The following is a 13,208-nucleotide window of genomic DNA, read 5'->3' on the forward strand; positions in this document are numbered from 1 at the left end:
CCGGGGAATGATCTGAGGGCCGTGGTGTACCCTTCGCTGGCAAGCCAGCTCCTACAGGCCGGCACGACACACCGTAGGAGCCGGCTTGCCGGCGAAGGCGGCCTCAGCAACACCGCAAAACGATCTGCATGACGCAACACGCCCTCCGGCGGCTACCGACAGATTCTGTCAGCAGAGGGCGTGTAGAGTGGACGCCGCCCCGGCTTTGAATGGATACGCCCCATGAGTTCTACCCAAGAGCAGGCCCCCGCCCTCAAGGAAATCTTCAACCAGCAGCGCCTGATGCATATCGCCGACGCCATGCACGCGGTGCACCCGGCCTTCGACCGCCAGGGGTTCGTGCAACGGGCCGACCACGGCCTCGCCGAGCTGTCGCTGATGCAGCGCCTGGCCCGGGTCAGCGAGAGCCTGCACCAGGTACTGGGCCTGGACTACCCCAGCAGCCTGGAGCTGCTGCAAGCCCTGGCGCCGCGCCTGAACAGCCGCTTCGTGTGCATCTTCCTGCCCCACTACGTGGCCAGCTACGGCCTGCATGACTTCGAGCTGTCCATGGCGGCGCTGAAGTACTTCACCGGCTTCGGCTCATCGGAGTTCGCCGTGCGCCACTTCTTGCGCCAGGACTGCCAGCGCACGCTGGCCGTGATGCACGAGTGGGCCACGGACAGCGATGAACACGTACGCCGCCTGGCCAGCGAAGGCAGCCGCCCGCGCCTGCCCTGGTCGTTCCGCCTGGAGCAGTTGCAGGCCGACCCGCAACTGGCGGCGCCGATCCTCGAACGCCTGCGCAATGACCCCAGCCTGTACGTGCGCAAGTCGGTGGCCAACCACCTCAACGACATCACCAAAGAGCACCCGCAGTGGGTCCTGGAACGTCTTGAAGGCTGGCCCCTGGAGCAGCCGCACAGTGCCTGGATCGCCCGTCATGCCTTGCGCAGCCTGATCAAGCAGGGCGACCGCCGGGCCCTGGCGCTGATCGGCGCCGGGGCCCGGGCCGAGGTCCAGGTTTGCCGCTTCCAGGTGGCCCCCGGGCAATTGCGCCTGGGGGACAGCCTCAACCTGTCCCTGACCCTGGTCTCCACCTGCTCGCACGAACAGCGCCTGGTGGTGGATTACGCCATCGACTACGTCAAGGCCTCCGGCGCCACCGCGAGCAAGGTGTTCAAGCTCAAGACCTTCACCCTGCAAGGCCTGGCCCAGGTGGAGCTTGGCCGCAGCCAGCAGATCCGCGAACTGACCACCCGCCGCCACTATCCGGGGCGCCACGGCGTGCGATTGCTGGTCAACGGCGAACCCCTGGCCACAGGCCATTTCGACTTGCTCGTCCCCTGATCCCCAAGGAAGCCCCATGGCAATCATCAGCAAATGGGCGAAATCCATCGCCCGGGTCCTGGAAAGCAGTTTCAGCGTCAGCAGCACCATCGCCAGCCATTCCGGCGTCCTCGGCGACGCCCGGGAGAGTTTCATCCGTGACGTCCTCAAGCGCTTTCTGCCGAGCAACATCAGCATCGGTGCCGGGCAGATCATCGACTCCGAAGGGAGCATCTCCAAGCAGATCGACCTGATCATCTACCGCAACGACTTCCCCACGCTGCGTACCTTCGGCTCGGCGGACGTGTACCTGATCGAAGGGGTGATCGCCACCGTGGAGGTCAAGTCCCAACTCAACGAGAAGAGCCTGTTCGAGGCGCTGGAGAACGGCAAGTCGGTGCGCAACCTCAAGCCCTCGGTGCTGCGCCACTCCCTGGACGAGTACAGCGCCCGCATCTATGGACGCGACTATCAGAACCTGACGGTGTCGCAGATGAATTCGGTCATGGGCCTGGTGCTGCCGCCAGCCTATGTGTACGGGTATCGAGGCTACCCCGGCAGCAGCCTGGAGCTTTTGCGCAACAGCCTGAATGCCTGGCACAACATCCCCGACCGTGCCGGCGAACTGGACGTGACACTGATGCCCGAGGTCATTGCCACCCAGGGCTGTGTGACCCTGAAGAACCTCAACAACCACCTGGCCCTGCCCCGGCCCGGCGCCGCCGACCTGGAGGCCTGTCGCCAGAGCTACAACACGGCCATGTCCAGCAGCATGAGCAAGCAGGAGTTCTTCGGTTGCTTTCGCGAAAGCAACGCTGAGAGCTTCGACTACGGCATCGCCATCAAGGCCTACGAAACGCCGCTGCAATACCTGATTTCCAGCTTGCTGGAGGCGGTGACCTCACGCATCGGCTACCAGCAACTGGGGGGGACGGCGATCCAGTACAACCTGTTGAAGTACCACCTGAGTGAAGAGATGGAGGGCGGCTGGTCCGGCGCCGCGATCAACCTGACCCGGGTGCGTGATCCCAAGCTGGATCTGGCGGGCAAGTTCGGCTTGTGGAAGGCCGGGGCCTGAAGCGATCGACAGGGCCCGCAAACCGCGACTGGGCGCTCAGCCCGTCGTGGCCTTCGTGGGCAGCGCGATCAAGTGCTCGCTGCAGCCGAAGCCACCCACTGCGTCGTCGTACCAGAACACTTCCACCACCGCGATGCAGCCGTCATAGGACTGCCCTACCAGCGTGCCGTCGGCCTTGAACACCCGCAGGTAGCCGCCAACGCTGTAGCGCGAGCTGTCGCCATCGCCGGGCATGGTCATGGTGGGAATCCAGGTGCGCCAGCTGAACAAGCGGTACTTCTGGTAGTAGAAGGCCTGGTCGGCGCTGTAGTCGCGGCCCTGATACGGCGTGCCGTAGTAGAACGAGCCATAGGCCTGGTACGCCAGGTACAGCGCCAGCGCGGCGCCGAGAATGAGGTTGATCTTTTTCATTGCAGGGTCGTTCCTTTTACCCGTGGAAACATCAAGAAGGAGGCAGGCCCAGCATGCGCAGGCACGCCTGGACAATGGCCTCGGCCAGGGCCCGGCCATCGTCCTCGCCGGCGGCGATCACATCGTCGGTGGCGCCATGCACCCCGGCGTAGATCAGCGAAGCGATCACCCCTGGCTGGGCCAGGGACCAGCAGCCGGCGCGCTGGCCGCCTTCGAGAAGGCCCAGCAACTGCTCGAGGATCGCGTTCTTTTCCGGGTTGCCGCGGTCGTGATGATGGTGGTTGGGGTAGACGATGTCGTGCAGGCGGTAGGTGTCGAGGTAGGCCTGCACGCTGGTGCGGATCCAGCTGCTGAGCTGCGCCACCCAGTCGTCCTCGGGGCAGGCCGCCACCGCCTGCTCCAGGCGCTGCAGGTAGTGCTGGGTATAGCGTTGCCCCAGGGCCACCAGCATGTCGTTCTTGGATTGGAAGTAGTGATAGAAGGTGCCCTTGGCCACCTCGGCGCGCTCGACGATCTCGCTGATGGTGGTGGCTTCCACGCCCTGGCTGAGGAACAGGTCTTGGGCGGCGGCCATCAGCTCTTCCAGGCGTACTTCGGCCGGTTTGGTGCGCGGCCGCGGCTGGGCAGCGCGCTTGGCAACCGGGGAGGTTTTGACACTCATGAACGAATCCGGGCTGTTCGACAAAGGTCGCCATTCTAGGGGATTTGTGGGGGAAAAGAGAGTTGAGAATCTTTTTCATTCTCCATTGACCGACGGTCAGTCGAAATACTATGCTCGCCCTGCAAGCCCATTCCAGACCTTGCGGGAGATACACCATGCAGCGCTATCGTCGCCCGGCCCTGGTCGCCGCCGCCTACCTCGGGACCTTCCTGGCGTCCCTCGACATCAGCATCGTCAACGTCGCCCTGCCAACCTTGCAGCAGGCCCTGGCCACCGACCTGGGCGGCCTGCAATGGGTGGTCAATGCCTACGCCATCTGCCTCTCGGCGTTCATGCTCTCGGCAGGCCCCCTGGGGGATCGCTTTGGTCACAAGCGCTGCTGGCTGATCGGTGTGCTGCTGTTCTGCCTCGGCTCGGCGCTGTGCGCGCTGGCCCAGGAGCTTTCGCTGCTGCTGGCCGGGCGCGCAGTGCAGGGGCTGGCCGGGGCCCTGCTGATTCCCGGGGCGATGCCGATCCTCAGCCACGCCTTTCCCGAGCCTCGGCAACGGGCCCACGTGATCGGCGGCTGGTCGGCCTTCAGTGCCCTGGCCCTGATCCTCGGCCCGCTGCTGGGTGGTCTGTTGCTGGAGCACCTGGGCTGGCAGAGCATTTTCCTGATCAACCTGCCCATCGGCCTGCTGGCCCTGGCCCTGGGCGGCTGGGGCATCAGCGAGCGCAAGCACCCCCAGCACGCCGCGCTCGACCCCTTGGGCCAGATCCTCAGCGTGCTCTGCCTCGGGGCCCTGACCTACGGCCTGATCGTCGCTGGCGAGGACGGTTTCGGCAGCCGCGAGGCGCTCACCTCATTGCTGCTGGCGACGCTGGCGCTGCTGGCCCTGATCCAGGTCGAGCGTCGAGTACAGCGGCCTCTGGTGCCCATCACCCTGTTTCGCCAGCGACCCTTTGCGGTGGCCAACCTGGCCTCGTTCATCCTCGGATTTTCCTGCTACAGCAGCCTGTTCTTCTTCTCGATCTTCCTACAGCAGATCCAGGGCTGGTCCGCCGCCGACACCGGCCTGCGCATGCTTCCGCAGTTCGTGGTCACAGGTGTTGTATCGATGTTCTTTGGCCGCTTGCACCAGCGCATTCCCCTGCCCTGGCTGATGGTTGGCGGCTATGGCCTGGTAGGCCTGGCCATGAGCGCCATGGCCGGCTTCGATGCCCACACGCCCTACTGGTTGGTGGGTTCGCTGTTCGGTCTGCTGGGGCTGGGCATGGGCCTGGCGGTGCCGGCCACCGGGCTGGTGGTGATGGCCTGCGCACCGGCAGAGCGCGCCGGCATCGCCTCGGCCAGCATGAACGCCCTGCGCCAGACCGGCATGAGCGTCGGCATCGCCCTGCTCGGCAGCCTGATGAGCACCCGGGCAGTGCAAGTGCTCAGCGAATCCGGCGCCGCGGCCGGGTTCGACGGCGCCGCCGAACTGGCCCGGCAAGCGGTGACCGAACACCGCCTGCCGCTGCACGACCCGCTGTTCGCCGACCTCTATGGCGCCGCCATGACCAGCGGATTTGGCCTGGCCATGGCCCTGGCCGGTTGCGCCAGCCTGCTGGCCATGGGGCTGTTGCTGGGAACTCGCCAGCAAGCGGTCCGCGAGCCTGCCGGCAGCCCCGGCACCAGGCCGGCTCGTTGACAAGCGCCGTGGTGGCACCGACCCTCCAGGCCCGGGACCGCTACATCCGGCCTGACGACTAAGGCGCCATCCTCCCTGCCCGATGTCGCAAAGGCGTTGCTCAAGGTCGAATCCAGCCTGCCGCCCCGGCGCGCACTGTCCATACTCAAGGGCCTTGTCCCCTGGTAATGGAATACCCCCGTGAACCTGCCACCGGTCCTGCCTGACACCGCCCCTGCCCTGGTCAACCCGCTACGCCTGGACCAGGACGATCTACGGCATTTCAAGGAGCGTGGCTTCATCAAGCTGCGGGGGTTGTTGACGCCTGCGGCCATCCTGCAACTGCGCGAGCTGGCCAACAGCCAACTGCGCTCGACCTCCTCGGGCACCTCGGCCCATGGCGACGGTTTCAGTCGCCTGACCCACCGGGTGACCCAGGTCGGCATCCTCGAACGCCTCTACCGGCAACCGGCCTTCGCCCAGGTGCTGACCCGCCTCAGCGGCTGCCGCCTGATCATGAGCGAGGCCCAGAGTTTCGAGCTGGGGGTGGGACGCTCGGGCTTTGCCTGGCACTACGACTCGCTGAACTTTCGCTACATCCGCCCCCAGGACCCGGCCTTCAGCCTGTGGATGCCGCTGCAGCCGATCCGCCCCGAAGTGCAAGGTGGCGGCATGGCCTGGGTGCCCCTGTCGCAATTCTCGGCCCAGGAGAATTTTCAGTTCTCGCGCCTGCTGGCAGGCAAACTGGCACGGGGCGAGTCGGTGGCCGAATTTTCCGCGCACCTGCACCAGACCTACTGCACGCCCGGGATGCTCACCGACAGCTTCGAAGCACAGCGCATCGAAGACTCGTTCGAACCCGGCGACGCCCTGCTGTTCAGCAAATACCTGTGGCACCGCTCCAGCCCCTTGCTGGCCGGCGACCTGGAACGCCGCCAGGCCGTGACCCTGCGCCTGCTGGACTGGCGCGCATGCCTTGATCCACTGATGCAGGAAGGCGAAACCCGCAGCGCCGGTGGCCTGGGCATGGGCCTGGACGGTGGCCCGCTGAACCCAGTGTCCTACGGCTCGCGCTTCGTCGATATCACGCCCGGGGCACCGATCCGCAGCTCGGTCCATTGCGGGCCGATCCTCTGAACCAGGCTAGATCTCAGGCCCCAGCAGCACCTGCTGCTGCGCCGCACACTGCTCCACCAAGTAATCCCAGACCACCCGCAGCCGCACCGATTTGTGCAGTTCGCGGCGGGTGCTGATCCAGTAGGCGCGCAGGATGCTTTCCGCCGGCAGCAGCGGCACCAGTTGCGGATCGGCGGCGGCCATGTAGCACGGCAGCACGGCGATCCCCAGGCCGGAACGGGCCGCTTCCTGCTGGGCAATGACACTGGTGCTGTGGAACACCACCTGGGGGTTGCGGCAGAAGCTGTTGAGGAACATCAGCTCCTGGCTGAACAAGAGATCATCGACATAGCCGATCCAGGCATGCCGGCCCAGGTCCTCGCGGCTGCGCAAGGGCGGCGCGCGGTCCAGGTAGGCCTGGCTGGCGTACAGCGCCAGGCGGTAGTCGGTGAGCTTGCGGGTCACCAGCATGTCGGCGCTGGGGCGCTCCAGGTGGATGCTGATCTCCGCCTCGCGGTTGAGAATGCTAACAAAGCGCGGCACCGCCACCAGTTCCACTTCCAGCCCTGGATACCGCTCGAACAGCCCAACCATGCGGCTGGCGAGAAACTTCACCCCCAGGCCCTCGGTGACCCCGACACGGATCTTGCCCAAAGGCGCGCTGGACTGGGTGATCTCTTCCTGCACCAGCAAGGCGACGTTTTCCATGGCCTCGGCGTGCTTGAGCAGCGCTTCGCCGGCCGGGGTCAGTTCGTAGCCCTGGGCGTGCTGGACGAACAGTGCGGTGCCCAGGGCCTTCTCCACCGCCTCGATGTGCCGGGCCACCGTGGCGTGGGTGGTGTTCAGCCGTCGCGCGGCGGTCAGCAGGCGGCCGCTGCGTTGCAGCTCAAGAAAGAAGCGCAGGTCATTCCAGTCGAACATGGGGTTTCCTTGGCGGAGTCGAAGGCCAACGCTGTTAGAAAACGCACAGCTGGTGGGTAAAAACTAACATTCTTTTAACGAAAGCTAACAACTAGGATGGCTCCCAATAAGAACGAAAAACGAGGTTAAGGATGCTCCCTGCCTTTGACGCCTACGACTACATCGTGGTCGGCGCCGGCCCCGCCGGCTGTCTTCTGGCCAATCGCCTGTCGGCCAACCCCCAGCACCGTGTGCTGCTGCTGGAAGCCGGTGGCCGCGACAACTATCCCTGGATCCACATCCCCGTGGGCTACCTGTTCTGCATCGGCAACCCGCGCACCGACTGGTGCTTCAAGACCGAGGCCGAGCCCGGCCTGCAGGGCCGCAGCCTGAGCTACCCGCGGGGCAAGGTGCTAGGAGGCTGCTCGTCGATCAACGGCATGATCTACATGCGTGGCCAGGCTGCCGACTACGACAGCTGGGCCGCTGAAGGCAACCCGGGCTGGGGCTGGGACCAGGTGCTGCCGCTGTTCAAGAAAAGCGAGAACCACTTTGCCGGCGGCAGCGAACTGCACGGCGCCGCCGGTGAATGGCGGGTCGAGCGCCAGCGCCTGTCGTGGCCGATCCTCGATGCCTTTCGCAGCGCTGCCGAGCAGAGCGGCATTCGCAACATCGACGACTTCAACGGCGGCGACAACGAAGGGTGCGGCTACTTCCAGGTCAACCAGAAGGCCGGGGTGCGCTGGAACGCCGCCAAGGCCTTTCTCAAACCCATCGCCCAGCGCCCGAACCTGGTGGTGCTGACCGGCATCGAGGTGCAGCGGCTGATCCTCGAGGACGGCCGCGCCACAGCGGTGCGGGCCAGTTGCCAGGGGCGCCTGGAGAACTTCAAGGCGCGCCGCGAGATCATCCTCTGCGCCGGCTCCGTCGGCTCGCCGAGCATCCTGCAGCGCTCGGGGATCGGCCCGGCGCCGCTCCTGCAACGCTTGGGGATCGGCGTCAGCCATGCCCTGCCCGGGGTGGGCGGCAACCTGCAGGACCACCTGCAACTGCGCCTGATCTACAAGCTGGAGAACGCCCGCACCCTGAACCAGATCGCGGGCAGCCTGTGGGGCAAGATGGGCATGGGCCTGCGCTACCTGTATGACCGCAGCGGTCCGCTGTCCATGGCCCCCAGCCAGCTTGGCGCCTTTGCCCGCTCGGGCCCGGAACAGACCCGGGCCAACCTGGAGTACCACGTGCAGCCGCTGTCCCTGGAGCGTTTCGGCGAACCGCTGCACGCCTTCCCGGCCTTTACCGCCTCGGTCTGCGACCTGCGCCCGCAGAGCCGTGGCCGGGTCGAGATCCGTTCCGTGGAGGCCGGCGATGCGCCGCTGATCCAGCCCAACTACCTGAGCCACCCCGAGGACCTGCGGGTCGCCGCCGACGCCATCCGCCTGACCCGACGCATCGTCGGCGCCCCGGCCCTGCAACCCTTCAAGCCCAGCGAATACCTGCCCGGCCCCGAGCTGCAAAGCACCGAGCAACTGCACGAGGCCGCGGCCCGCATCGGCACCACCATCTTCCATCCGGTGGGCACCTGCCGCATGGGCAGCGATGCCCAGGCGGTGGTGGACGCACAACTGCGGGTGCACGGCATTGCGGGGCTGCGCATCGCCGATGCCTCGATCATGCCGCGCATCACCTCGGGCAATACCTGCTCACCGACCTTGATGATCGCTGAAAAGGCCGCTGAACTGATCCTTGCCAGCGTCCCCAGGAGCACCGTCCAGCACAAGGAGCCCGCCACCCCGGCATGAGCGCAGGAGCCGGCTTGCCGGCGAAGGAACCCCCAAGGCCGGCGCCCGGCTCACGGGCCTCTTCGCTGGCAAGCCAGCTCCTACGGGACAGCAGGAACAGATGCACCTGATGTAGGAGCCGGCTTGCCGGCGAAGGCGCCTCCAAGGCCGGCACCTGGCTCACGGGCCTCTTCGCTGGCAAGCCAGCTCCTACGGATGAGGGAAACGAGGGTTCATCGTGCGGTCGCGGTGAATCTGCAACAGCGGCGCCGGAAACGGCGTCGGCAGTGGAACAACAACAATAATCACTGTAAGGAAGCCCCCTATGTCAGAACACGCACAGCCCCTGAACGCGCCCCTGCAGGACTCCACTGCCAAGGGCAGCCAGAAGGTCATCTTCGCGTCGTCCCTCGGCACGGTGTTCGAGTGGTACGACTTTTTCCTCTACGGCGCCCTGGCGGCGGTGATCAGCAAGCAGTTCTTCGCCGGGGTCAACGACACCACGGCCTTCATCTTCGCCCTGATGGCCTTTGCCGCCGGCTTCGTGGTGCGCCCCTTCGGCGCCCTGGTGTTCGGCCGCCTGGGGGACATGATCGGGCGCAAGTACACCTTCCTTGCCACCATCATCCTCATGGGCGTTGCGACCTTCGCCGTGGGCCTGTTGCCCAACTACGCCAGCATCGGCATCGCCGCGCCGATCATCCTGGTGGCCCTGCGCATGCTCCAGGGCCTGGCCCTGGGCGGCGAGTACGGCGGCGCCGCCACCTACGTGGCCGAGCACGCGCCCCAGGGCAAGCGCGGCTTGCACACCAGCTGGATCCAGTCCACCGCGACCCTGGGCCTGCTGCTGTCGCTGCTGGTGGTGCTGGCCTGCCGTTACTTCACCGGCGACCAGTTCGAGGTCTGGGGCTGGCGCCTGCCGTTCCTGCTGTCCATCGTGCTGCTGGGCATCTCCACCTGGATCCGCATGAGCCTGCACGAGTCGCCGGCCTTCCTGAAAATGAAAGAGGAAGGCCGCGCCAGCAAGGCGCCGATCCGCGAATCCTTCGGCAAGTGGGAAAACCTCAAGGTGGTGCTGATCGCCCTGTTCAGCATCAATGCCGGGCAGGCGGTGACCTTCTATGCCGCGCAGTTCTACGTTTTGTTCTTTCTCACCCAGTTCCTCAAGATGGACCCGGCCCTGGCCAACAGCCTGCTGATCATCAGCGTGGTGATCGGCGCGCCGATGTTCATCTTCTTTGGCTGGCTCTCGGACAAGATCGGCCGCAAGCCGGTGCTGATGCTCGGCCTGCTGCTGGCCACGCTGCTGTACTTCCCGATCTTCAAGGCCCTGGCCCACTACGCCAACCCGGCCATCGACCAGGCCAGCCGCCAGGCGCCCATCAGCGTCACCGCCGACCCGGCCACCTGCACCTTCCAGTTCGACCCGGTGGGCAAGGCGCGCTTCGACAGCCCCTGCGACAAGGTCAAGACCTTCCTGGTGAAGCAGGGCCTGCCCTACAGCAGCATCGCCGCCCCCGCCGGCAGCCCGGTGCAGGTCAGCGTCGGTGATGTGAAGATCAACGGCTTCGACGAGGCCGCCCTGCGCGGCGCAGTGACCCTGGCCGGTTATCCGCAGCAGGCCGACAGCCAGAACGTCAACAAGACCATGGTGGTGGTGCTGATCGTCGCGCTGATCCTGATTGCCGCCATGTGCTACGGCCCGCTGGCGGCGCTGATGGTGGAGCTGTTCCCGACCCGTATCCGCTACACCTCCATGTCCCTGCCCTACCACATCGGCAACGGCTGGTTCGGCGGTTTCCTGCCGACCGTGTCCTTTGCCCTGGTGGTCTACACCGGCGATATCTTCTATGGCCTGTGGTACCCGGTGCTGATTACCGGGGTCAGCCTGGTGGTGGGGTTGTTGTGCCTGCGGGAAACCCGGGACGTCGACATCAACCACAACTGAGCAGCGTGCTCGGGCTTGCCGACGGGGGCGGTCTTGCGGGCCTCTTCGCTGGCAAGCCAGCTCCTACGGTGGCCGGTGATAGTGCGGGGGCCGTAGGAGCCGGCTTGCCGGCGAACGCGGTCTGGCGGGCCTCAGGTGTTGTTGCAGCCCTTGGCGATGGAGTCTTCGTTGGAGGTGTAGGGCCGGGAAGGCTCCAGGTTCCACTCCGGCTTGTTGCGGGCGATGTTGAAGTGGCAGACCAGTTGCCGGCGCATGCTGCCCACGCTGCTGTCGCGGTTGTCCGGGTTGTTCTTCCACTGGGCGTCCAGGTAGTGGTCGCTGGCCAGTTCGTTGAAGAAGTTGTTGGTCTGGTTGTCCTTGACGTTGCGCCCGCAATCGGTGGGCGTGACTTCCAGGGTCATGACTTTCTTGCCGAAGCCCGGGTCATCACGTTCGATCCATACCGCACTCTGCACATAGCGATCGCAGCTGTTCTTCTCGGTGATCGGGTAGATCACCTGCTTCTTGTTGTCGTAGACGAAACTCGCGTCCTGCGCCGGCGTCTGCGGCAGCTTCATGTTTATCACCGGCAGGTACTGCTGCACGGCCTTGTACCACTGGATCTGGTTCAGCCGCGCACCTTCCAGGCCGCCATCCTCGGTGTAGAACAGGGCCAGGATCGAGGGCGATTGCGGCGGTTTTTCCTCCCACTTGGCCAGGCGCAGCTCATTCTGAGTGCCGAAGGATTCTGCGGCGATCTGCGCCATGGAGCGGATGCTCTGGTAGAACGCCGGGCCGGCGGCGCTGTTGCGTTCGTCACGTACATCGAAGGAACACTGGCGCGAGTGGTCGCCACGGTTCTGTCGGTAGTTGGCGCCCCATTGCTCGGCGGTGGTCACACCGATCTCGTGGCAGTACTTCTCGATATTGCCCGGGGTGCGCCGCGAGTCGGTGCAGCCCTGCTGCCCGCGGTCGTCGGTGGCGGCGTCGATGGGGAAGGAACAGAGCACCGCATAGTCCTGGTGATCCTTGGGGTTGCCGAAGATGGTGTCGAAGATGAAGCCGCTCTGCAGTCCGTAGGCCAGCTTGCGGAACTTCGAATCCTTGCGCAGGTAGGACGCCGATACGCCGCCGCTGGCCTGGCTTTTCGGGCTGATGCTGTAGAACTGGTAGTCGGTGGACGGCCAGGTGGCGCGAAACAGCACCCCGGAACACAGGAATGCCGGTTTCGACGGGCCGCCGCAATCCTGGCGGGTGTCGTTGTACAACTGGTTGAGACGGGCCACCGTGTCGCTGCCCTGGTCGGCCTGCACCGTGGGCAACAGGCACAGGCCGGCGAGGCCGATGGCAACGGCAATGGGGGTTCTGCGTGCTTTCATGGGGTGACTTCCGTGTGGTGTGTAAACCCTGGCCAGCCAAGTCGTGGTCCGGCAATAAGCAGAAGATAGAAGCGCTGGTTGGCCCTGATGGACTTTTCCCGGCCTGTGTCCCCGATCCCCACCACCGGCGGCAGGCGCACGGCGATGGCTTGAATAAAACGCCGCATTGCGCCACTGTCTCGGCACTTTTTCCGGCGGAGACCGAACATGCTGTTGATCTTGCCCGCAGTGGTGGCCCTGGCCCTGATCCTGGTGTTCTGGCGCCGTCAGAAAGCCCTCACGGCCTTGCGTCGGGAAGCCCACATCCGCAATTTCACCCTGCCGCCGCGCTTGTTCGAGCCCCTGCGCACCCAGCACCCACACCTGAACCTCAAGGACTGCCAGCTGGTGGCCCAGGGCTTGCGCCAGTTCTTTCTCGCCTACCTCAAGAGCGGCCAGCGCTACGTGTCGATGCCGTCCCAGGTGGTGGACGACCTGTGGCACGAATTCATCTTGCATACCCGGGACTACCAGCAGTTCTGCAACCAGGCCTTCGGCCAGTTCCTCCACCACACCCCGGCGGCGGTGCTCGGCCAGAACGCCGCGCAACAAAGCGACAACGGCCTGCGCCGGGTCTGGCGCCAGGCCTGCCTGGAAGAAAACATCAACCCGGCCCAGCCCAGCCGCCTGCCACTGCTGTTCGCCCTGGACGCCAAGCTGAAGATTGCCGGGGGCTTTCACTACGTCGCCGACTGCCAGTCCCTGCGCCGCCTGACCGACAACGGCGGCAGCGCCACCCTGGTGCACTGCGGCAGCGAGCTGCACAGCAGCTCCCTGGACAGCGACTCTTCCGGCAGCAGCAGCGACAGCGACAGCTCGCGTTTCGGCGGTGATGGCGACAGTGGCGGCAGCGATGGTGGCGGGGGCGACAGCAGTGGCTGCGGGGGCGGAGGTTGTGGCGGCGGGGGCGGTGACTGAAATTCGCCAGAGAGCGGCACCTTGAGGCGCCGCTCCCGTTACCC

Annotated in this window: 11 protein-coding genes; 7 read left to right on the top strand and 4 right to left on the bottom strand. The window is 65.6% G+C overall.

Going from position 1 to position 13,208, the window contains the following annotated elements:
- The first annotated feature begins 222 nt into the window (after positions 1-222).
- Together BM382_RS06035 and BM382_RS06040 are read left to right on the top strand one after the other, a co-directional pair.
- Positions 223-1,329: a DNA alkylation repair protein gene (locus BM382_RS06035; protein ID WP_072442265.1), complete on the top strand. Its 1,107-nt coding sequence runs from the start codon at positions 223-225 to the stop codon at positions 1,327-1,329.
- 16 nt (positions 1,330-1,345) lie between these two features.
- Positions 1,346-2,386 carry a DUF6602 domain-containing protein gene (locus tag BM382_RS06040; protein WP_019094397.1) on the top strand — a complete coding sequence of 347 codons (1,041 nt, stop codon included), beginning with the start codon at positions 1,346-1,348 and terminating at the stop codon, positions 2,384-2,386.
- Between the two features lie 36 nt (positions 2,387-2,422).
- Here BM382_RS06040 and BM382_RS06045 read toward each other — a convergent pair whose 3' ends face one another.
- Positions 2,423-2,797 carry a hypothetical protein gene (locus BM382_RS06045; protein WP_019094398.1) on the bottom strand — a complete coding sequence of 125 codons (375 nt, stop codon included), beginning with the start codon at positions 2,795-2,797 and terminating at the stop codon, positions 2,423-2,425.
- 31 nt (positions 2,798-2,828) lie between these two features.
- Entirely contained in the window at positions 2,829-3,458 is a 630-nt protein-coding gene (locus tag BM382_RS06050) for a TetR/AcrR family transcriptional regulator (RefSeq protein WP_015635232.1), read from the bottom strand.
- A gap of 155 nt (positions 3,459-3,613) precedes the next feature.
- Here BM382_RS06050 and BM382_RS06055 point away from each other — a divergent pair, with 155 nt between their 5' ends.
- Positions 3,614-5,128 (top strand): MFS transporter, encoded by a 1,515-nt coding sequence (locus BM382_RS06055; protein ID WP_170866305.1) that lies wholly within the window; start codon positions 3,614-3,616, stop codon positions 5,126-5,128.
- A gap of 180 nt (positions 5,129-5,308) precedes the next feature.
- Positions 5,309-6,244, top strand: a complete 936-nt coding sequence (locus BM382_RS06060) for a phytanoyl-CoA dioxygenase family protein (RefSeq protein WP_072442305.1) — start codon at positions 5,309-5,311, stop codon at positions 6,242-6,244.
- 6 nt (positions 6,245-6,250) lie between these two features.
- Here the strand turns inward: BM382_RS06060 and BM382_RS06065 are convergent, their stop codons facing one another.
- Positions 6,251-7,144 carry a LysR family transcriptional regulator gene (locus BM382_RS06065; RefSeq protein WP_072442307.1) on the bottom strand — a complete coding sequence of 298 codons (894 nt, stop codon included), beginning with the start codon at positions 7,142-7,144 and terminating at the stop codon, positions 6,251-6,253.
- Positions 7,145-7,275: 131 nt separating this feature from the next.
- Here BM382_RS06065 and BM382_RS06070 point away from each other — a divergent pair, with 131 nt between their 5' ends.
- Both BM382_RS06070 and BM382_RS06075 read left to right on the top strand, forming a co-directional pair.
- A complete protein-coding gene (locus BM382_RS06070) occupies positions 7,276-8,922 on the top strand; it encodes a GMC family oxidoreductase (protein ID WP_015635229.1) in 1,647 nt (548 codons plus the stop codon).
- A 304-nt stretch (positions 8,923-9,226) separates the two neighbouring features.
- Positions 9,227-10,849 carry an MFS transporter gene (locus BM382_RS06075; RefSeq protein WP_011060783.1) on the top strand — a complete coding sequence of 541 codons (1,623 nt, stop codon included), beginning with the start codon at positions 9,227-9,229 and terminating at the stop codon, positions 10,847-10,849.
- A gap of 131 nt (positions 10,850-10,980) precedes the next feature.
- Here the strand turns inward: BM382_RS06075 and BM382_RS06080 are convergent, their stop codons facing one another.
- Complete coding sequence (locus tag BM382_RS06080; protein WP_072442309.1) at positions 10,981-12,207, bottom strand: DUF2599 domain-containing protein; 1,227 nt, start codon at positions 12,205-12,207, stop codon at positions 10,981-10,983.
- 207 nt (positions 12,208-12,414) lie between these two features.
- Here BM382_RS06080 and BM382_RS06090 point away from each other — a divergent pair, with 207 nt between their 5' ends.
- Positions 12,415-13,164 carry a glycine-rich domain-containing protein gene (locus BM382_RS06090; protein WP_019094405.1) on the top strand — a complete coding sequence of 250 codons (750 nt, stop codon included), beginning with the start codon at positions 12,415-12,417 and terminating at the stop codon, positions 13,162-13,164.
- The last annotated feature ends 44 nt before the right edge of the window (positions 13,165-13,208 follow it).

Source organism: Pseudomonas sp. NFPP25 (assembly GCF_900116505.1).
GTDB lineage: Bacteria > Pseudomonadota > Gammaproteobacteria > Pseudomonadales > Pseudomonadaceae > Aquipseudomonas > Aquipseudomonas protegens.

Bases quoted from the DNA above. Each gene is read 5' to 3' on its own strand.
- BM382_RS06050 (WP_015635232.1), bottom strand. From the start codon at position 3,458: ATGAGTGTCAAAACCTCCCCGGTTGCCAAGCGCGCTGCCCAGCCGCGG.
- BM382_RS06065 (WP_072442307.1), bottom strand. From the start codon at position 7,144: ATGTTCGACTGGAATGACCTGCGCTTCTTTCTTGAGCTGCAACGCAGC.
- BM382_RS06070 (WP_015635229.1), top strand. From the start codon at position 7,276: ATGCTCCCTGCCTTTGACGCCTACGACTACATCGTGGTCGGCGCCGGC.
- BM382_RS06035 (WP_072442265.1), top strand. From the start codon at position 223: ATGAGTTCTACCCAAGAGCAGGCCCCCGCCCTCAAGGAAATCTTCAAC.
- BM382_RS06055 (WP_170866305.1), top strand. From the start codon at position 3,614: ATGCAGCGCTATCGTCGCCCGGCCCTGGTCGCCGCCGCCTACCTCGGG.
- BM382_RS06080 (WP_072442309.1), bottom strand. From the start codon at position 12,207: ATGAAAGCACGCAGAACCCCCATTGCCGTTGCCATCGGCCTCGCCGGC.
- BM382_RS06075 (WP_011060783.1), top strand. From the start codon at position 9,227: ATGTCAGAACACGCACAGCCCCTGAACGCGCCCCTGCAGGACTCCACT.
- BM382_RS06090 (WP_019094405.1), top strand. From the start codon at position 12,415: ATGCTGTTGATCTTGCCCGCAGTGGTGGCCCTGGCCCTGATCCTGGTG.
- BM382_RS06045 (WP_019094398.1), bottom strand. From the start codon at position 2,797: ATGAAAAAGATCAACCTCATTCTCGGCGCCGCGCTGGCGCTGTACCTG.
- BM382_RS06040 (WP_019094397.1), top strand. From the start codon at position 1,346: ATGGCAATCATCAGCAAATGGGCGAAATCCATCGCCCGGGTCCTGGAA.